We start from the raw sequence: 20,014 nt of genomic DNA, 5'->3' as shown, positions 1-20,014 counted from the left end.
AAAGAGTAAAATAGAGAATAAAAATGAACAAAGGAAAAATAATTGTAGGTTTAGATATTGGAACTACTAAAATTTGTTGTATTGTAGCCCAGAAGGTTGAAGGGAAGAAAATTGAAATTCTAGGCTCTGGAGTTGTACCTTCCAGAGGAGTTCAGGATGGTGAAGTTCGAAATATTCGTGATACGGCAGAAGATATACAAGCTGCATGTGCTAAGGCATCTGCCAAAACTGGAGTGGAAATTAAAAAAGTGTTTGTAGGTATCGCAGGAGCTCATGTGCGCTCAAGTGTTTATAAGTTGGGTTATACGAGACAGAATTCTTCTAAGCTAATCGATTTGGAAGATATAAAACTGCTAGAAGATCAGGTGAAAAACCTCAATAATGAGCCGGGTGAGCAGATTATTAGTTATCAACCCCAAGAGTTTTATGTAGACCAGAAAGTACCTATCAAAAACAATCCTATAGGAGTTATGGGAAATCGATTAGAGGCTAGCTGGCATGTCATTACAGGAAATGTAAGTTCTACTAGAAGTATAGAGATGAGTGTGCAGATGGCTGGATTAGAATTGTTAGATTTTGATTTAGAACCGCTGGCATCAGCATCGGCTGTGCTCACTGAAGAGCAAATGGAAGAAGGTGTATGTTTGATAGATATAGGAGGAGGCACCACAGATATAGCCATATTTACAAAGGGGATCATTCGCCATACCGCTATATTCCCATATGCGGGAGAGTATATCACCCAAATGATTCAAAGTAAACTGAAGTTGAGATATGAAGCTGCTAAGAAATTGAAAGAAAGTGTGCATGCCACAAGCGCTCTATATCAGCATATCCCTGAGAACAAAATTTTGACGGTGAATAATCTTACAGGCTTGCCACCAGTTCAAATTCAGCAACGATATTATTGTCGATTGGTTAATGCTTGTTTAGAACAAATTTTTAATCAGGTTAAAAATGAAATCGCGTCTTCGTATTATAAAAATAAATTGAATGCAGGGATAGTAGTAACCGGTGGAGGCGCCATGATTCCAAATCTGAAAAACTTTGTAGAGCAGTTTACTGGATATCATGCGCAAATTGGTTTTCCTATAAGCAGACTATCTAATTTACAAGACAAAGCTTATGCTCAGACAATATATTCTACAAGTATCGGTTTAGCCTTATTAGCAGCAGATAACTCTGAAGACTATATATATGAGAGAATGGAGAAAAAAGAAACTAGCCAAGAGGAGAATGATTTAGGAACACCTATACAATTTGAACAACCAGTCGAAACCAAGCAGAAAAACCTCAGTTGGTTAGATAAGATTCAAAATAAGATAGGTAATTTTCTATTAGATGAGGCGAGTTTAAAGGAGTTTGAAGATAAATAATTATTAAGAAGCTAAGGAGTATAGTATTCACAAAACCATTAATTAAGTAAACTATAAAAAATGAATAATTTAGAATTTGATTTACCTAAGGAGAAATCCTCTATCATTAAAGTAATTGGCGTAGGAGGTGCAGGAAGTAATGCCTTGAACCATATGTTCCAAAAAGGTATAAAAGGAGTTAATTTTATTATCGCTAACACGGACGATCAGCACTTGAATTTATCTCCAATAAAGACAAAGATTTTATTGGGTCCTGAATTAACAAAGGGGCTGGGAACAGGTGCAGACCCTGAGATTGGGAAAAGAGCTACAGAGGAGTCTATAGCCCAGATAAAGGAAGAATTAGGTCACGGTACGAGAATGCTCTTCATAGCTGCAGGAATGGGCAAAGGTACTGGTACTGGAGGTTCTCCGGTAGTCGCCAAATTAGCGAAGGAAATGGGTATTCTGACGGTAGCTATAGTGACTACGCCATTCACTATGCTGGGTAAATCTGCTGTGGTCAAAGCAGAGGAAGGAATAGAGCGACTAAAGGAAAATGTGGATGCCCTCATTATAGTAGCGAATGATAAGATTCTCGAAATTTATGGTAAGCTAAAAGGTTCAGAAGCCTTTGCTATGGCAGATGATATTTTAGCTAATGCAGCCAAAGGAATTGCAGAAATTATCACAGGTGCAGGGATTCATAATACGGATTTTAATGACGTTCGAAACGTATTATTAGATGGTGGAATGACCATCATGGGTATAGGTCATGCTACAGGTGAGTCTAGGGCTAAGGAAGCCGTAATGAACGCCTTAAAGTCACCATTATTGAGTGATTACGATATAACAGGTGCTCAAAAAGCCTTAGTCAATATTTCATATTCTGAAGATCATGAATGTACATTGGACGAAATTGGTGAAATTATTGAAGCAGTCAACGAATCGGCACAAAATGATATTGAAATCATTCATGGAACTTCGGTAGATAATACCTTAGAAGATGAACTTGCTGTTACTATTGTTGTCACAGGTTTTAATAAAGCTAAAGTTCTGAAAAAAGAGGTTCAAGAAGTCAAAAAGGAAGTGGTTTCTATTGACAAACCTAATCATCAATTAGTGGAAGATTCTAAAGATATCATAGTCGTAGAATCTGAAAAGCAAATCTTAATAGATTTCGGTACCCCAGTCATGCATAATGATGAAATGTACCATATAGATGATTTGAACACAATGGGAAAGGAACTATTATCTGCAGAAGATGATATTTCCATATCGATTACAGATGCTGATGAGACTACATTTGTAGATCAAATGGGTAGGTTTATTGAGGAGACAGATGAAGAAAAAAGACGGAGAATGTTGAGTAAAATTAGCTTTGATATCAATTCCCCACTAAAAAGCTCAGATCATTTGGAGCTTGGTCTAGAGAATATTTCTGAAAAGTCAAAAACGCTAATTACGGACAATTTGAATTTATTTAAGGACAATAATAAGTTCAATACGAATCTGGACTAAAATTGTTTTCACTTAAAATCTGAGTTAAAAGGTGTTTGAAAAAGCACCTTTTTTATTTTTATTATTGTTATGCTCTATATTTACATATTAAAATTTCATTATGTTAAAACTGGGTTCAGTAGTCAATAAAATCTCTGTGAAGCTTCACGATAATTCAGAAATTCAATTTCCTGAAAGTGGAAAGAAATACATTCTATTTTTCTACCCTAAGGATAATACGCCCGGCTGCACAGCTGAGGCTTGTAGTTTGAGAGATGGTTATAGTGCTATTAAAAAATTGGGCTATGAGTTATACGGTGTCAGTGTGGATAGTGTCAAATCCCACTTGAAGTTTATCGAAAATCATCAATTGCCCTTTCCGTTAATTTCTGATGAGGATAAGAAACTCGTAGAGGCTTTTGGTGTTTGGGGAATGAAAAAGTTTATGGGAAGAGAGTATATGGGTACAAGTCGGGCTACATTTGTAATCGATGAGGTTGGCAAAGTAACTCATTTGATAGATAAAGTTGATACTAAAAATGCAGCTAAACAGCTCCTGGAAATTCTTAGCTAAATAACGATTTTAACCAAGCTACTATTTTCTCCAATTTTCCTTTCGGTTGTTTCTTTGGTTGATTTTTTTTGTAGTGCTTTTGTGAATCCCAGTTGATGGACATATTGTAGTTTTTTGTAAATTAATTATATACCCTTTCTATCCTTATTTTTCTTAGTCAGATATGCTATCTCATCTTTGAGTATATCCACTTTGGCATTCGATATTGAGGACTTTATTTGAGTATCCTCATCATTTCTCCATTTGAATTGATATTCGTGAAGTTCAAGTAGATGATCATAAGGCCCTTTAGGCATAATGAGTTTGACTAAAACAGGAGACATCTCTATAAGTATGAAAAGCAAAGAGATGAATAAACTAGCAATTCCTAAAATCTTATATTCCTTACCTAATTCTTGCAGAGCTTGCAATCGTGCAGCGAAACCATTGTATCGATCTTCTAGCGGATCGGTATTCTTTAGTTCCTGTTCGAATTGTAGATTTTCAATTTTTATCATTAAATCCAAAGAATCGAGTTTGGTTTTATTTTCTTTGATAAAATTGTCGTAAGCTATCTGCTTTAGCTTCTTTATCTCTTCCTTGCGTTTGGCATTGGTGCCATAACCTTTTTTCCCTGTAGTGGTTTCGGTAGTCGTGCCCACTATCTCCTTTTCTAAATCAAGAGATGCCTCGTTGAGCTCTGTTTTAAGTCTTTTTTCAGTACTCAATATAGAGTCTCTTTCTTTACTGTAATATTGTCCTTGCTCATCGTATCGTGATTTAATTTCTTTCTGTAGCTTGGCTTTATTTCGATTGATGATAACATTGAGTTGCTTGTCAATTTCCTTCTCAAATATTTTTAACTCTAATGGCTTGGCTATTACTATACCTAATACTCCAGCAAGTATCATTCTAGGGAGTGCCATGAAAAATTGGCGAAAGGCAGTCCCGCTTTTTCGCATAGAAGTAACGATAAATCTATCAAGGTTGAATATCATCAATCCCCAAATAATTCCAAAGAGGGTAGCAAAAACCTTAGAGTCAAAAATGGTGTAAAATGCATATCCGCTCGACAAGGCTGCAAGTAGCCCAGTAAAAAAAATAACCCCACCTATTCCGACGTGCTTAGAGATTTCAGAAGGGGATTTACGAATAAGAGAAAAGTTACTGCCGGCGCAGTAGATAAGAAAATTGTGTATGTAATTCAATTTGCCTTAAAGATAATTTGGTTATTTGATGCTAATAACTCTAAAAGGTTACTTAAATTGTAGTTAAATTTCGTTTAATGTAAAAAGTAAGCTTTTGTCAACTATGTTCAAACTCAAAGCCAATATCCGTTCGATACTTCATGCCTTTGAAGCGTATACGTTCTATGGCATCATAGGATTTAGACAAAGCTTGCTGTAAAGTTTCTCCCATACCTGTTACGGCTATGACCCTGCCACCATTAGTTATGAGCTGATGGTCTTTAATCGTAGTTCCAGCATGAAATACGAGAGCCTGATGCACATTCTCTATACCTGTAATTGGGAAGCTTTTTTCATAAGTTTCGGGATAACCATCTGAAACGAGCATAATAGTAGCAGCAGAATGAGACGAAATTTGAACATCGAATTGGTCTAATTGGTTTGAAAATCCAGCTTCAAACAAAGCCAGTAAATCACAATTCGCTCTAGGAAGGATAACTTCCGTTTCTGGATCACCTAAGCGACAGTTATATTCTATGACCTTGGGGCCTTTATCGGTTAAGATAAGCCCGAAATAAATAAATCCTGTATAAGGCATTTGGTCATTTTGAAGACCAGCAATGGTAGGTTTAATAATTTTCTTTTCTACTTGATCTAAAAGCTCATAATTTACAAAAGGTACAGGAGAAATACAACCCATACCGCCAGTATTAAGACCTTTGTTGCCCTCGAAGCGGCGCTTATAGTCTTTAGCATTAGGTAAAAGTATATATTGACTTCCATTCGTATATACGAAAACAGAAAATTCTATACCGTCCAAAAATTCTTCCAATACCACGCGCTCACTTGAAGCTCCAAATTTACCGTTGAGAATAAACTCATCAATTAGTCGTTTTGCCTCTTCCTTAGATTCAGGTAATACCACCCCTTTTCCTTCTGCTAAACCATCTGCCTTGATTACGAAAGGTGGATTTTTTTCTTCAAACCATCGATAGGCCTGCTCTATATTTTCCTTAGTTATTTCCAAATAGTCAGCAGTGGGAATGTTGTTTTTTCCCATAAACTCTTTCGCAAAAGCTTTACTTCCTTCTAACATGGCAGATTTTTGTGAAGGAGCTACGACTTTTATATGTTTAATTTCTGGTTTCTGAAAATAATCCCATATGCCAGCAACCGCCGGTTGTTCTGGACCACAAACGATAAGTTGGATATTATTTTCTAAACAAAATTTTTCAATAGCTGGAAAATCCGTTGCAGAAAAACCTAAATTTTTACCATATTCAAGAGTGCCCCCATTGCCTGGGGTTATATACAAACGAGACAACAACGCGGATTGTTTTAACTTCCATGCAAGTGTACATTCTCTGCCACCAGAACCTAATAATAATACATTCATGCAACAAATATAGGGACTTATTAGTATCAGATATTAGGATGTTTTCTCTCAATGAAACTATGAACCGATACAATATGCTATGATTTAGAACTGCGACTAACTACTTCTATAATCCCAAAATCTGCATTAGAAATGCAGATTCGACGAAGTGTTTGTAATTCAATAAATTGAAAACAATCGCAATGTCGGGTCTGATGACTCTGACGAGTATCAGACTCCGTCAGAGATTACCCTCATAATCAGCACTAATCGGTTTTTCAAACCTCTATTGCTGAATTCGGGATAAATATGTTGTCTGTTATTTTTCGTTAAGTCATTAAACCCCAGCTTTCGAGTTTATCTCTAAAAATTAAATTGATTACTCATTTTAAATTTCAAGATATGAATAAGAAAAATTTACTTTTAACATTGTCCTTCATAATCGCAATGAGCATGGATGCTCAGACCTTGGGCAATGAGGATGATTATCAGGATAATAATTGGAATCGACAAGATAATAGAAATTGGGATCAATCACAAAGAGGATCCTCTCGAGGTCAGAACGGTTGGGATAACCCCTATCAAGACCCTAACTATTACCCTACAAACTACGGCTATAGAGGTTGTCCTCCTCCACCTCCACCTTCATGCCGAAGAAATGTAGTTGTAGTGACTCCTCCCCCTAGCTATTGTGCTCCAGTATATATAGCTCCGCCTCCGCCTATGTATTATAGACCTTATTGGTATGGACACAGACCCAATAGAGGTTATGGATATGGCAATAGACGCTGGAGGTGCAGGTAATAATAATATGACACAGCCAAAAAAAACAAAGGTCAAAGGCTGAATAGTTTTCGCCTTAGACCTTTGTTTAATTATTGCACTCTCGTGAAGTAATTCTATTTGAGGTTTTCTTTTTTTGTTGAAACCACTAAGTACTAGTAGCCTCCATATTCGGAGCCGTCTATTTGGATGATTTTTAATTTTACAAAATCTTTAGGAGTCATAACGCCTACTAGTTTACCCTCATAAGTGATCGGAAGGCAAGAAAACGGAAGTTTGTAAAATAACTCCCTGACCTCAGCTAGATTCGTGTTAGCATCTATGGTCATTGGATTTTTAGACATGATATCCGTAATCTTTATTTGCTCATCCAAAGCAGCAATATCTGAATTCTTTCCATATACAATATATTTGTAGAGAATTCGCATCATGTCTTTGTTGCTTATAATTCCTTTGATGACACCATCCTCACAAACGGGTATATGATTTATATTTCGCTCACTAAAAAATTGAAACACTTGAGAAAACTTATTGTTAGGGCTTGCAGCTATGATGTCCTTGGTCATTACTTTATGGACATTCACTTTTTTAAATTCATCGTCTATATTGAGCTCACTCATAATTATAATTTTTCTACAAAGTTAATTAAAAATTTTGATAATGGCCACTACAAAAGGTAAGACAAATAAAAAGGCATCAAATCTATCCAAAAAACCACCGTGACCGGGAAGAATATTACCCGAGTCTTTGATATCAAGACTTCTTTTCAGCAAACTCTCTACTAAATCGCCCATAGTAGCAAAAATAAACACAACCCCAGCTATCATATACCACACACTTGGCTTCACTATGGATAACGCATCAAGGGCAGAAATATTTTTAAAAACATGAATATTGAGATAAGCTATAATAACACAAAAAAGACCTCCACCTAGAAATCCCTCAATAGTCTTATTAGGGGATACATGAGGTATCAATTTGTTTTTTCCAATGAGGGAACCTACTATATAGGCACCACTATCATTTCCCCAGATAATGAACAATACCCCCAGTAGGACGGCACCCGTAAACTGACTTTGAAGATTAGCTGTAAAAAATGTGAGTGCTAATGGCAACGCAATGTAGTATAAAGCTAATAGATTTAGACCAATACTTCGAAATGGTTTGCGAGACTTAAGAACTAATTCTGTGTAGAAAACAGCAGCAATAAATAGTGGTATAGAAAATAAATAAGCACTAGAGAGATAATCGAAAGCTACACCAAAGGAGATGAATGCGCAAATAATAGACATGCTGAGCACCATAGTTTTGTAAAAACTAAGCTTTGACTTGTCTTTTTTAAACATTGGAGCACTAATGCGATAAAATTCTAAAACACTGCCGATAAGAATAGTCATAATCAGAGCGGTATATGACCAGCGATTGTATAACAACCCGCCGATGACGATAACAGCAAAAACAATAGCTGTACTAGCTCGGGTCAGAAATGTATTCATAGTTTTTGACAATTTTATATACTAAAAAAATAACTACGGCAAGGCAGATGGCCCATGCTAAAATAGGAACCTGCTCTATTTCTTCTAAATTAACTGCTATCATTTTATTCTTATATAAATAATTCAGAATAACCTGAGAGCTATTATATAGAGCGTGTATGTATATGTTGAGTTTGAGGTCTCTTGTTTTTGAGTATATATAGCCAAATAAGATTCCCACAACCACTATAGGAAGAAAGTCATAAAAATTAGAGTGAAACATACTGAAAATTGTACCACTCATAATGATGGCTGCCCAAGTGTTTTTTGTAATTCGCTCTATCCATGGCATTAACAATCCACGGAAAAATAACTCTTCGGTCAGTCCTGCTCCTATTCCTATCATACCTATCATAAATAATAGATTTCCTAGTCCAGGTTCATTTAAAAATATTCCTATAATCTTTTCGTTTAGCGCTTTTTGATTTTCGGCTATTATTTTTATCGATTCTGGCCACGGTGCTTGAATAGTCCAGTATTGAAAATTAATTAATACAGGAAATAAAGCGAGAGCAAGAAAGGTAGCGAATAAGTATTTTGTAACTCCGTTTGGTTTATCAAAATTGAAACAAGTTAGAAAATCATTTTTTGAAAATAAAGCAAACAAAACTGGTGGCAATATAAAAAAACCTATCATTTGGATAGTTTGCACCGATATCAATTTCTCTCTTGGTAGTGATAGCATATCAAGCCCATCACCATGCGCAATGTCGATAAATGGAATTAAAATAATGGCGCATAGTGTCACAGCAACCATGACTCCTATTATAATACAGCCAATAAGAAGGAGTGTAAAATTCTTCGGTTGATTCGATAAATTCATTTGCCAATATTATGACTATTTTTGCAAATCGATGGTAAAAATAGGAAACGTAAATATAGCAGAATTTCCGCTAATGCTCGCCCCTATGGAGGATGTGAGCGACCCACCTTTTCGCGCTTTATGCAAAGAGTTTGGGGCTGATTTGATGTATACAGAATTTATCTCTACAGATGGACTCATTCGTCATGCAGATAAGTCGGTGAAAAAACTCGACATATACGAAGATGAACGACCGATTGGTATTCAAATTTTTGGTTCTGACTTCGATGCTATGATAGGTTCGGCAGAAATCGTAGAAGCAGCGAACCCATGTCTCCTAGATATCAATTACGGTTGTCCTGTCAAAAAAGTAGTCTGCAAAGAAGCTGGTGCTGGGATTTTGAAAAATATCCCCAAGATGATAGCACTTACGGAGGCTGTCATCAAAGCGACATCACTACCTGTGACAGTCAAAACTCGTCTAGGTTGGGATGAGAGTTCTATTAATATAGTAGAAGTGGCAGAACGCTTGCAAGATATCGGCGTGCAAGCACTATCCATTCATGCACGTACGCGAGTACAGATGTACAAAGGACATTCGGACTGGTCATGGATTAATAAAGTAAAGGATAACCCTCGTTTGACCATTCCCGTATTTGGAAATGGCGATATAGATAGTCCGCAGAAAGCATGGGAGTATAAAAATAAATATAATGTAGATGGCATCATGATAGGACGCGGTGCAATAGGCAATCCATGGATTTTTAGAGAAGTCAAACACTATTTTAAACATCAAACGGAGCTGCCACCACCCGATATTCATGAGCGCATTTATGCCGTGCAGAAGCACCTCAAGCGCGCGATCGAATGGAAAGGAATGGTTCTAGGTTTATTGGAAACGCGTATGCACTATGCCGCTTATTTCAAAGGACTCGATGGTGTGAAGGAATACCGCGCCCGCCTGGTCAATACGATGAATTATCAGGAAATATTGGATATACTGGAGGAAATGAGAGAGCGGTATGGAATTTCGGTGTACGAAAATTAAACGCCAATTTAATTGTATATCTGTATCTTTGTTTTGAATCAAAAAAACAAAATTATGTCAAAGGGGAGACAACTATTCCTAACTCTTTTGATACCTGTTTTGGTTAAGACACAGGTAAATTACGTGAGCAATAATATATTCCAAACAGATTATTTTATTGAAAATAGGGGACAATTTAATTATCAGCAAATAGGTAAGCACAAAATTCTATATAGTACTGAAATGCCATACGGCAATGTCTTTTTTCATAAAAATGGATTTTCTATACATCAGAAAAAAGTAAAACCAAGAAAGATCCATGAGCAGCCAGAGTATAATTTCGCTATGGCGGAACAGATGGAAAAGACCATCCAGCTGGAGTGGATAGGCGCCAATCAGAACTGCAAACTTATCCAAGAACAAAAATCAAATCATTATTTTTCCTTCGGACCAGAAGAATTCAAATCCTATGGATACAAAAAATTAACCTATAAAAACATTTATCCAAATATTGATATTGTCTATACTATAGAAGATAACATCCGATTTCATTATAGTATTCTACTTCACAAAGGAGCTAAGGTCTCTGACCTCAAGATGAAATATCATAATGTCGATGTCAGTTTACTAGAAGGAGAAACAGGTCTTGAACTTCAAAAAACTGTTTTTCCTGTTTATGAATTTGGACTGAAATGTAATAAGTTAAATCAAGAAAAGCATTTTTTGCCATGTGTTTATATTCTATCTGAAACTGAAATTGGCTTTATAGTTCAAGGGGTAGATGTGGTCAACGAAGAGCTGGAAATAGATCCTTGGGTGGCAGGGACAACAACCTTAACTGGCGATGGAAATGGGAATCAGAGAGGCTATGATGTGGATTATGATTCTGATGGAAATCTATTTGTTTATGGCGGTGGTGTCAATTTATACAATTCAAGCGCTCCGACTAAAATTGCTAAATACTCCACCACGGGTCAACTACTTTGGACGTTTAATTGTATTATGAGTTTATTTTCATGGAATACAGGAAGTTATAAGGGAATATCTAATTTTATTGTGGATAAAAATACGAATAAAATTTATACAGGAGAGGCATTTAATTCATCAGGAACGAAAACAATTAGATTGAAAAATGATGGAGTTTACGACAATTTTATTTCTAATGTCGTACCTGGTTTTCTAGAGTGTTGGGAATTTCAGTTTAATTGCAATAACGGAGATATTATAGTGATGGGAGGAAGCACTTCTTCCAATCTTACTATGGGTACTGTAGATAAAACGAATGGTAATACGAATACATCCTGTGTGACTACATATACCACCTTTCAGCAAGATGTAGTAGGTTCAGCAATTGACAATAAAGGCGAATTATATGTTTTGTTGTCATCCTATGCTGGAAGCCGTACCGCCACCCCAGAAGTTCACAATAAAATATTCAAATGTAATTCTACATTGAATGGAAATGTATGGAGCAGATGGAGCGGATACGATGATTTTAAAGAGGCAGATAATAAACTTGATTCAGGGTCAAATATTTCTAATGGTTTTAACTGTTTATCAGCTAATGCTTCATATCTTTTCTATTATGATGGTATTCATTTAAAGGCATTTAATCTTTTAACAGGTGATACTGCGGGTTATCCCATTTTAATCGCTAGTCATATTTCCAAGGTACAGGGTGGTATAGAGTCTGATGATTGTAATAATGTATATATAGGAGGAAATAATGGCAATGTGCTAGTTTACAATTTTGATGGGACTAATTTCAACTTTACAAGACAAATTTATTTTAATGGTTTTAACGGAAGACCTGTACATGATTTAAAGGCTTCAAAGAAAAGCAACAGACTTTATATTTCTGGTCACGGCTTTGCTGCGGAAACTAGTTTTAGTTCATGTGATTCATCAATAGTGGCAGCTACAGTAGTCTCTGATTGTATTAGTAAAGCAATAGTGAGTATTTCTAATACGATTAGTGGTTCTGTTTTTGATTTTATTTGGAGAAAAAAGTCTACTCAAGAAATAGTAAGGAGTAAGTTAAACACGAGTCAACTAAGAGATACATTTACAGGTACTCAAGGTGAAGAGTATCAAGTAAGTATTGTTAGAATTTCTGTTTGTCTTCCAGCTTCAGTGACAGAAAATATAACATTTAAACCATATCCAACAGTTCACTTTGATACTGTAATTAAATGTCAAGGGCAAACCTATAGTTTAGGTAAAAGTGTTTATAATACTGCTGGTACGTATAAAGATACTATAGTTGAAAATGGTTGTTTAAAAATTGTACAAACTACTTTGAGCTTTCTCACAGCTTCTTTGGATACGATAAAAAGAAGTTTATGCTATGGAGACACTATTTATATTAGAGGAAAAGCTGTATCGCAATCAGGAATATATTATGATTCATTAATAAATAGATTTGGTTGCGATTCGGTACTAATGTTTGATATTAAAGTATTAGCAGCTACTCCAAGTACCACAAGTTTGTATGATACCATATGTCTTGGAGAATCGAGAGTTTTTAATAACCAAACACTTACTTCTAGTGGTACTTATGTAGCAAAATATACTAATGTATTAGGTTGTGACTCGACAGTTACCTTTTATTTGACAGTTATTACTCCTGTTATTATTTCTCGCAATATCTCAATTTGTTCTGGAGATACATTTAAGATTGATACTTTTAAGTTTACCAAAACTGGCAAGTATAATATCTCTTACAAATCTGGCAAAAATTGTGATAGTACTATAGAAGTAAATTTAACTGTAAATCCTTCTTATTTTTTCAGCTCAAAAGCTTCTACCTGTTTAGGAAAATCAGTGACATTTTTTGGACAGAATTATAGTATATCTGGTCTATATTATAAAACCTTTCAAACAAGTAATGGCTGCGATAGCATTTATGAAATGGATTTACATATTTATCGTATTATAGGAGCTGAGAATTATGAGTTTTGCCAAGGTGATAGCCTCAAAATACTCAATCGGTATGTGAAAACTTCGGGCGACTACTATGATACATTTAAACTGTCTTCAGGTTGTGATTCTTTTCACTTGACCAAGGTTAAGGTGAATTCCTGGCCAGTCACCCAAATAGATACTATAATTTGTGTCGATGATAGTTTTGAATATAAAAATAAGGTATATCGATTACCAACCATTATCAGCGATACTATTTTTTCAAATTATAAAACAACTTGTCATACCTTAAAATTTATCTATCTCGATTTTAAAAACTGTGACACCTTAAATGAATGTAATCGTATTTTAATTCCGACTGGTTTCTCGCCAAATAACGATGGAGTAAATGATAAATTATCACTTATTGTTAAGTCTGATAAGATTAACATAGTCGATTTTATACTGTTCAATCGTTGGGGAGAATTGATATATAATTATTTCGATGATAAAGAGGGATGGAAAGGATATTACAAAGGCGACGAAGCTCCAGTAGGAGTGTATAATTATAAATTGAAATATAAATGTAAAGACCAATTATATAATAAGTCAGGCAACGTTACTTTGATTCGATAAAAAAATTATCTAACAAAATCTTTTTTTTCTATTTTTTTTAGCATAAAAAGCATACTACTTTTGTATCAAATGCTAAATGAAATATGTGTGGAATTAACTGTATCTTGTTCTCGACTTTCACTCTGATTATTTTTCACGCTCAGGCTTCTCATATTGTAGGAGGAGAAATTCAGTATAATTATTTAGGGGGAACTAAATACAGATTAACTTTTTTAATTTATAGAGATTGCAGCAGCACCACTCGATTTGATGGAGACTACATCAATAATCCTGACAATAAATTTTATTTTGGAATATTTCAAGGTACAGAGACAATAAATACTTTTCCTGCAGAATTTCGCTCTATAAGTCTTAAATCAAAGAGGACTTTAAACTCAGTTATTGTCCATAGTTGTCTTCAACCGAATAATAGTTGTGTTGAAGAAGGAGTTTATGAAACAGAGATTGACCTTCCGCGAAATGATATTGGGTACACCATTATCCATCAGAGGTGTTGTAGAAATGATGCAATTCTCAATATAAAGCCAATCGAGGGCGATGACAATACTATGCCTGGATTCACTATTAAATGTTTTATACCACCTATTGTAGCCTACGCTAATAATTCTCCAGTTTTCAAAAAATTCCCACCTATATTTATCTGTAGAGATCAATCATTTTATTTTGATCATGGAGCTACCGATAGCGATGGAGATAGTTTGCGCTATTTTCTGACCACACCATTAGACGGGTTAACAGCTATGGAACCCCTTTCTTCCAATCAATCGTTAGTCCCTGTGAAAGGAGTCCGCTGGCAGTCAAGCTATTCGCTATCTAATGTTTTAGGTGGTAATCCAGCTTTAAGTATAGATTCGAATACTGGGTTTATGAGTTGCAGACCAAATATAAACGGACGCTTTGTTGTATCGGTTATCGTTGTTGAATACAGAAATGGCCTTCCCATCGATACATTGAATAGAGATTTTCAGTTTAACGTAGTCAACTGTGATATTCCTAAAGCAGATATGCCTTTTCTCCCGGGAACCATGGACCCCAATACAGGAATGGCAGCCTATATGTATAACTTTTGTGATACCTTTTTAGTGAAATTTAAAAATACTAGTTCGAATAGTACCCATTATAGATGGGATTTTGGAGATCCCGCTTCAGGGCTTTTGAATACCTCTAAAGAAATTGAACCTTCACATACCTATTCGGATACAGGAGTATTTCTTGTAAGACTATGGGCTTATAAGGTAAGAATAACAGGTGATACATGCAAAGATTCTACATCGAGATATGTTAGGGTATTCCCTAAATTTCGCGTTTTGTTTACAGGTCATAATGCTTGTCCAGATTCCCCAGTGTCATTTACTGACTTGACCACAAGTTACTATGGAGTTACACAAAAATGGCAGTGGAATTTTGGCGATGGACAATCTTCCACACAGCAGTACCCAAAGCATGTCTACCTAAAAAGCGGAAATTATAAAGTGTCCTTAATAGCTACAGATAGCAAATATTGTGTGGATGATACAAATTTTCAAATCACAATATTTCAAAGACCAATGATTAAAGATTCCATCATTTGGTTTTGTTTAGGCGAAGAAAAAACCATTCAGGCTAATGTTTATATTGATTACCCAGATAGTATATATTCGAGTAAATGGATTGCTTTCAATAATGAGGTAAATGGATCAAAATTTACCTATCGCATGATAAGAGATACTTTACTAAATGTAAAATTATTTATTGTTACAGATAAGGGTTGTCAATTTGAAAAAAAAGTCCAATTAAAGACTTATCCTAAACCAATCCCGCCTCTGCTTTTAGATTCCTATTTTGTCAAGTGCAATGAGACCTTACTTTGCGGCATAGGTGATCCATATGCCATTAAGTACAAATGGCATGACGGCGTAAGGGATTCTGTTAGGTACCTAAATGAACGGGGATGGTATAAGGTAACTATTACCTATCCATGTGAAGAACACATTGACAGTTTTCGAATTTATTTAAATTATTTGAGGTCTGACTTTTTATATGAAGATAAATGTATCAATGATACTTATCATTTTATAAATACATGTCAAACATGGTTAACAACTCCACTAAAATATAAGTGGGAAATCGGAACAGAAATATACACTAGTTTTCATTTAAGCTATAAATTTAAAGATACAAAAACATATCCTGTCAAACTAATTGTATTTGATAGTTTTGGCTGCTCAGATACGGTAGTGAAAATGCCACAAGCATATCCGCTTCCTGAAATTAGACTTCCCTTTGAAAAGTTTTGTAAAGGTGTTTCAAATTTATTAAAGCCTGTTATAAACTATAAGACGCCCGCTAGGTCAGCAAGTTATCTATGGACATTGAATGACTCGATTGTAGGAAAGGATAGTACCTTACTATATACTTTGACTGGCGATGAGACCAAAAAAATCTCCCTAATCGTTCGCAATGATAATGGCTGTATAGATTCTTCATCTAAGTGGGTAAGAGCGCATTCAAAACCCAATCCTATTAAACTAAAAGATTCATATTTTATTCGATGTGCAGATTCGTTTCTAGTAGATATATCAGATAGTCTAGCGGTAAATTATATATGGAGGGATAACTACCTTGGAAGTAAACGAATGATAAACTTTCCTGAAAATTTTTTCTATACTATTCAGTACCCATGTGAGGTGTATAAGGATAGCTTTAAATTGCACAACTCTTGCACTATAGACGTGCCAAGAGCTTTTACTCCTAATGGAGATGGGAACAATGATAGGTTATATATTCGGGGATATGCAATCAAAGAATTGATTAGCTTCAAAATCTATAATCGTCAAGGTACCTTGCTCTATTTTTCAAATAATCAGGAAGAAGGTTGGGATGGATATTATAAAGGCGAGGCTCAAAATTCGGAAACTTATTTCTATACCTATGAAGCAAAGATTCATGCAAATGGAACTAGAGCAAGCGGGGAAGGACACTTTTTACTTTTGAGATAACATGAATGCCATTTATATAATTGAGACTACTCTATAACCTCTATCTCCACTCGCCTATCCTCTTCTGGGCTACCTCCACGAGGATATTTCGCCGCCATGCCTTCGAAGCTTACACGGCTCTCTTCTATGCCATTATTAGTAAGGTAGGTAAATATTTTTTTGGCTCTGTTGGTAGACAGGTTTTTATCCTTGACGAATAGGTCGTAGGCATCTTTATCCGTTGGAGCTTTTTCATCATAGATATGACCAGTGATTTTAATTTTTCGACCAGGATTTGCTTTCATATAGTTTAGTAGATTGACCATTTCAGGGGCAGAAGCCTTTAGTATGACACTACTCGAGCCTTCAAAATATATCTTTAAATCCACAGTTTCTCCTTTCTTGGCTGACTTTAAAAAATCTTGAATGGTAGGCTCTGAATTGACAGGACTTGAAAGCGGCAACTTGTTCAATAAAGAGTCTTGCTTTGGTTTTGCAAGTGCTTTACCCTTAGCTAGGTTTTTACTCTTTTTCATGCTGTAAAATAATTCCAACTCGGCACGTCTATTGAGGCTGCGCTGACTATCTATTTGTTGTTGTCCTATTAAGCCAAGACTTCCTAAGCCACTAGTTGTATTTGCAATAGGGTAAGGTACTTTGGACTTAACAAATTGCAATATATAATTGGCTCTATTCTGAGAAAGTGTATCGTTGATTTTTTTGCGGCCTCGGTCGTCGCAATAGGCTCGAATACTAAGACTATCAATCGTAAATGAATCGAAATTTTTCAAGAAAAACCCCAATCTTTTCTCTTCTGTAGTATCCATTTCTGCCACTTTATATGCAAAGTATATGGGATAATCTATCTTGCTCTGGCTAGAAACCGCTGAGCTAAGAGATATAAACAATGCTAGTAGTAATTGCTTTTTCATTTTTGATTATAGTTTTGCTGATAATAGCTATCAAGTGTCGCATAAGTATCTTCTCCATAGGCTCTGATTAAAGGGTCTTTGAGAAATTTATAGACAGGCATTTTGAGCTCTTGACCCAGCGTGCATGCATCCGAACAGATATCCCATTCTTCATAATTCGCCGCAGTGAGTTCACCTATGCTAGATACTCGAATTGGATAAAGATGACAAGATATCGGTTTGCGAAACTTTGTTTTTCCTTCAAGATAAGCTTTTTCAATCCCACAAATAGCAGTCCCATTTTTTTCATAATTGATATAGGCACACGGACCACTTTTTATCAGTACTGTTTTGTTCTTTTTGTCCTCTGGGTCAAATTCAGTAAAGCCATTTTTAGCAATACTCGCTTTGCCTTCTTCGGTTATATAATCTTTGTAATTTTCATATTCTAATTCTAAAGTTTTAACTTCTTCTTTAGTCAGTGGCGCACCTGAATCTCCAGCTACACAGCATGCTCCCTTGCATTTCGATAAATTACAGACAAATTGTTTTTCGAATACTTCTTCACTCACGAGCAGATTATCTACGACCAGCATTTTATTCTTTTTAAGAACAAATGTAGTTGATTATTTACTACCTTTGTATTATTAAAACTTATAGTATGAGACTTTTCGTTTTTTTTACTGCTATCCTAGGTTTCCTTGTTTCATGTACTTCTAAGGATCCAGCGCCTAATAATTCAGGAACAGCTCAGGAGATTAGTATGGAGGTAAAACCCCAAATTAATGGAACTCAAGCAAAGGTCAATCAATATTTTCATTTAAAAAATGGTGACTCTATTTTAATAAGTAGACTCGATTTTTATATGCAGGGTATCGGATTTAAAGACAAAACTGGGAAATCTGCAAAACTCGATACCGTGTTTTTATTTTCGACAAAGAATGTTTCGAATAAGTTAGTGTTTAAAAGCGCGTCTCTTCCTACTAATATTGATACTATTACATTTTTGTGTGGGTTGGGAGATTTGACAAATAGTCTCGATCCGAATAACTATCCAGAGGCTCATCCTTTAAGTTCATGGAAAAATATGTATTGGACTATGGGGTCTAAGTATAGGTTTGTTGTTATAGAAGGAAATATAAAAACTAATGCAGGAAACGTGATACCTTATTCTTTCCATACAGGTTTGACTTATAAGTATCAGGCTAATCTGCCAGTGAGCATTGTTTTAGATGTCAATAATCCTAAGACCTATGGATTGCATTTAAATATTGAGAAAATATTTTATCCTACAGTTGGATCTAATGTAGACTATAAAAATAGCGAAACTCAAGCTCATGGCGATGCTTCAGATGGACCACTGACAGATAAGGTAGCACTCAATTTCTCTAAGGCTTTTAGTCTAGAGTAAACTCTGTTCGTGAGAGTTCATCTTGTATATTCTTTAGTTTTTATTTTCATTAATTCTTGTCAGGATAAAAAACCTTTCATTACCTATCCTAGCTATTTCCCACAAAAAAATAGAACTTTTTTTGATACAGTAAGGAAAGAAACTATAGAGCTAGGTGAAAAATTGTTCTTTGATACTCGTCTTTCAAAGAATAATAAAGTTTCTTGTGCGACCTGCCATTTGCCTGAACTGGCATTTACCGATGGAAAGAAAATTAGTCAGGGATTCGAGGGTAGATTCTCGAAACACAATTCATCTACCTTGTTAAATGTTGGATTTCTGAACTCGTTTATGTTTGACCGAGGTTCACATAGTATCGAGATACAACCTATCATACCCCTCTTGGATACGAATGAGATGAATACAAGTTTTATAGAGCTAGAAGAAAAATTTAGATATATTACAGAATATCAAAAGCTTTCAATGAATACATATGGACGCCCCCTCAACAGGAGAACCATCACCTGGGCATTGGCAGCCTATATGAAATCACTTATAGCATTTCATTCGAGATTCGATCGTTTTCTTGCTAGTAAAGACTCTAGTATTCTATCACAAACGGAAAAGAATGGAATGCGGTTATTTTTTGGCAAAGGGAAATGCCAGAAATGTCATACTTCCCCATTATTTACCGACTCGGAGCATTATAATCTTGGCTTAGAAGATTCTATTAAGGGTAGGCTAGGAGTATTTGCTAATACTTTGATTCCTATTGATCGAGGACGATTCAAAACACCAACACTTCGAAATATAGCTATCACTGCTCCCTATTTTCATGATGGACGAATTGATGATTTAGAAGATGCAATTCGTTATCATGTTTCACAAAAACGTCAGACCTATGATTATAAACCTCCCAGTATAATAACGGAGGAAGAAATTAAGGAAATCTCAGCATTTCTGCAAACTTTGACAGATGTGAAGTATTTGAGGTAAAGTAGGGCTTGCTGAATAACTCAGAAATGCGCCAAATACGAGCCATCAAGCCGACGCTGTATAATAATACTGCGAGGTGCAGATGGCGAAGTAGTTGGTGTGTTTC

General features: G+C 35.5%; 16 protein-coding genes. 9 read left to right on the top strand and 7 right to left on the bottom strand.

The features are described from left to right. The first annotated feature begins 23 nt into the window (after positions 1-23). The 3 genes from ftsA (at position 24) to JNL75_10345 (ending at position 3,429) form a co-directional block, all read left to right on the top strand. Positions 24-1,376, top strand: coding sequence for a cell division protein FtsA (ftsA, locus tag JNL75_10355; GenBank protein ID MBL7790217.1), 1,353 nt, complete (start codon positions 24-26; stop codon positions 1,374-1,376). Positions 1,377-1,436: 60 nt separating this feature from the next. Further along, entirely contained in the window at positions 1,437-2,876 is a 1,440-nt protein-coding gene (ftsZ, locus tag JNL75_10350) for a cell division protein FtsZ (GenBank protein ID MBL7790216.1), read from the top strand. Positions 2,877-2,976: 100 nt separating this feature from the next. Then, positions 2,977-3,429 carry a peroxiredoxin gene (locus JNL75_10345; GenBank protein ID MBL7790215.1) on the top strand — a complete coding sequence of 151 codons (453 nt, stop codon included), beginning with the start codon at positions 2,977-2,979 and terminating at the stop codon, positions 3,427-3,429. A 125-nt stretch (positions 3,430-3,554) separates the two neighbouring features. Here JNL75_10345 and JNL75_10340 read toward each other — a convergent pair whose 3' ends face one another. After that, positions 3,555-4,616: a DUF4407 domain-containing protein gene (locus tag JNL75_10340; protein MBL7790214.1), complete on the bottom strand. Its 1,062-nt coding sequence runs from the start codon at positions 4,614-4,616 to the stop codon at positions 3,555-3,557. 97 nt (positions 4,617-4,713) lie between these two features. Then, positions 4,714-5,991, bottom strand: a complete 1,278-nt coding sequence (gene purD, locus JNL75_10335; GenBank protein ID MBL7790213.1) for a phosphoribosylamine--glycine ligase — start codon at positions 5,989-5,991, stop codon at positions 4,714-4,716. 381 nt (positions 5,992-6,372) lie between these two features. Here purD and JNL75_10330 point away from each other — a divergent pair, with 381 nt between their 5' ends. Then, the gene (locus tag JNL75_10330) at positions 6,373-6,774 is read left to right on the top strand and encodes a hypothetical protein (GenBank protein MBL7790212.1); all 402 of its coding nucleotides are present in this window, start codon (positions 6,373-6,375) and stop codon (positions 6,772-6,774) included. 134 nt (positions 6,775-6,908) lie between these two features. Here the strand turns inward: JNL75_10330 and JNL75_10325 are convergent, their stop codons facing one another. The 3 genes from JNL75_10325 to JNL75_10315 are packed head-to-tail and all read right to left on the bottom strand — an operon-like array spanning position 6,909 to position 9,111. Next, the gene (locus JNL75_10325) at positions 6,909-7,373 is read right to left on the bottom strand and encodes a CBS domain-containing protein (protein MBL7790211.1); all 465 of its coding nucleotides are present in this window, start codon (positions 7,371-7,373) and stop codon (positions 6,909-6,911) included. A gap of 21 nt (positions 7,374-7,394) precedes the next feature. Next, complete coding sequence (locus JNL75_10320) at positions 7,395-8,249, bottom strand: phosphatidate cytidylyltransferase (GenBank protein ID MBL7790210.1); 855 nt, start codon at positions 8,247-8,249, stop codon at positions 7,395-7,397. Then, positions 8,224-9,111: a CPBP family intramembrane metalloprotease gene (locus tag JNL75_10315; protein MBL7790209.1), complete on the bottom strand. Its 888-nt coding sequence runs from the start codon at positions 9,109-9,111 to the stop codon at positions 8,224-8,226. Before JNL75_10315 ends, JNL75_10320 begins: the two co-directional genes overlap by 26 nt. Before the next feature lie 31 nt (positions 9,112-9,142). On the opposite strand from JNL75_10315, the gene dusB reads away from it, so the two are divergent. The 3 genes from dusB (at position 9,143) to JNL75_10300 (ending at position 16,632) form a co-directional block, all read left to right on the top strand. Then, positions 9,143-10,138, top strand: coding sequence for a tRNA dihydrouridine synthase DusB (gene dusB, locus JNL75_10310; protein ID MBL7790208.1), 996 nt, complete (start codon positions 9,143-9,145; stop codon positions 10,136-10,138). Between the two features lie 54 nt (positions 10,139-10,192). Then, a complete protein-coding gene (locus JNL75_10305; protein ID MBL7790207.1) occupies positions 10,193-13,654 on the top strand; it encodes a gliding motility-associated C-terminal domain-containing protein in 3,462 nt (1,153 codons plus the stop codon). 83 nt (positions 13,655-13,737) lie between these two features. Then, positions 13,738-16,632, top strand: coding sequence for a PKD domain-containing protein (locus JNL75_10300; GenBank protein ID MBL7790206.1), 2,895 nt, complete (start codon positions 13,738-13,740; stop codon positions 16,630-16,632). A gap of 26 nt (positions 16,633-16,658) precedes the next feature. On the opposite strand, the gene JNL75_10295 is transcribed toward JNL75_10300, so the two are convergent. Together JNL75_10295 and JNL75_10290 are read right to left on the bottom strand one after the other, a co-directional pair. Then, entirely contained in the window at positions 16,659-17,543 is an 885-nt protein-coding gene (locus tag JNL75_10295) for an OmpA family protein (protein MBL7790205.1), read from the bottom strand. Next, complete coding sequence (locus JNL75_10290; GenBank protein MBL7790204.1) at positions 17,540-18,118, bottom strand: DUF3109 family protein; 579 nt, start codon at positions 18,116-18,118, stop codon at positions 17,540-17,542. Before JNL75_10290 ends, JNL75_10295 begins: the two co-directional genes overlap by 4 nt. A 65-nt stretch (positions 18,119-18,183) precedes the next feature. Between JNL75_10290 and JNL75_10285 the strand changes: the two genes are divergently transcribed. Together JNL75_10285 and JNL75_10280 are read left to right on the top strand one after the other, a co-directional pair. Next, entirely contained in the window at positions 18,184-18,933 is a 750-nt protein-coding gene (locus tag JNL75_10285; protein MBL7790203.1) for a hypothetical protein, read from the top strand. Positions 18,934-18,942: 9 nt separating this feature from the next. Continuing rightward, positions 18,943-19,908: a c-type cytochrome gene (locus JNL75_10280; protein MBL7790202.1), complete on the top strand. Its 966-nt coding sequence runs from the start codon at positions 18,943-18,945 to the stop codon at positions 19,906-19,908. Positions 19,909-20,014 lie beyond the last annotated feature (106 nt).

It is taken from the genome of Chitinophagales bacterium (assembly GCA_016787225.1).
Taxonomy (GTDB): Bacteria; Bacteroidota; Bacteroidia; order Chitinophagales; family JADJOU01; genus CHPMRC01.
This window is presented reverse-complemented; position numbering and strand designations above follow the sequence as displayed.

Excerpts from the sequence above, each read along its gene's own strand:
- JNL75_10345 (MBL7790215.1), top strand. The coding sequence starts at position 2,977 with ATGTTAAAACTGGGTTCAGTAGTCAATAAAATCTCTGTGAAGCTTCAC.
- purD (MBL7790213.1), bottom strand. The coding sequence starts at position 5,991 with ATGAATGTATTATTATTAGGTTCTGGTGGCAGAGAATGTACACTTGCA.
- JNL75_10290 (MBL7790204.1), bottom strand. The coding sequence starts at position 18,118 with ATGCTGGTCGTAGATAATCTGCTCGTGAGTGAAGAAGTATTCGAAAAA.
- JNL75_10320 (MBL7790210.1), bottom strand. The coding sequence starts at position 8,249 with ATGAATACATTTCTGACCCGAGCTAGTACAGCTATTGTTTTTGCTGTT.
- ftsZ (MBL7790216.1), top strand. The coding sequence starts at position 1,437 with ATGAATAATTTAGAATTTGATTTACCTAAGGAGAAATCCTCTATCATT.
- ftsA (MBL7790217.1), top strand. The coding sequence starts at position 24 with ATGAACAAAGGAAAAATAATTGTAGGTTTAGATATTGGAACTACTAAA.
- JNL75_10295 (MBL7790205.1), bottom strand. The coding sequence starts at position 17,543 with ATGAAAAAGCAATTACTACTAGCATTGTTTATATCTCTTAGCTCAGCG.
- JNL75_10285 (MBL7790203.1), top strand. The coding sequence starts at position 18,184 with ATGAGACTTTTCGTTTTTTTTACTGCTATCCTAGGTTTCCTTGTTTCA.
- JNL75_10325 (MBL7790211.1), bottom strand. The coding sequence starts at position 7,373 with ATGAGTGAGCTCAATATAGACGATGAATTTAAAAAAGTGAATGTCCAT.
- JNL75_10330 (MBL7790212.1), top strand. The coding sequence starts at position 6,373 with ATGAATAAGAAAAATTTACTTTTAACATTGTCCTTCATAATCGCAATG.
- JNL75_10305 (MBL7790207.1), top strand. The coding sequence starts at position 10,193 with ATGTCAAAGGGGAGACAACTATTCCTAACTCTTTTGATACCTGTTTTG.
- JNL75_10315 (MBL7790209.1), bottom strand. The coding sequence starts at position 9,111 with ATGAATTTATCGAATCAACCGAAGAATTTTACACTCCTTCTTATTGGC.
- dusB (MBL7790208.1), top strand. The coding sequence starts at position 9,143 with ATGGTAAAAATAGGAAACGTAAATATAGCAGAATTTCCGCTAATGCTC.
- JNL75_10300 (MBL7790206.1), top strand. The coding sequence starts at position 13,738 with ATGTGTGGAATTAACTGTATCTTGTTCTCGACTTTCACTCTGATTATT.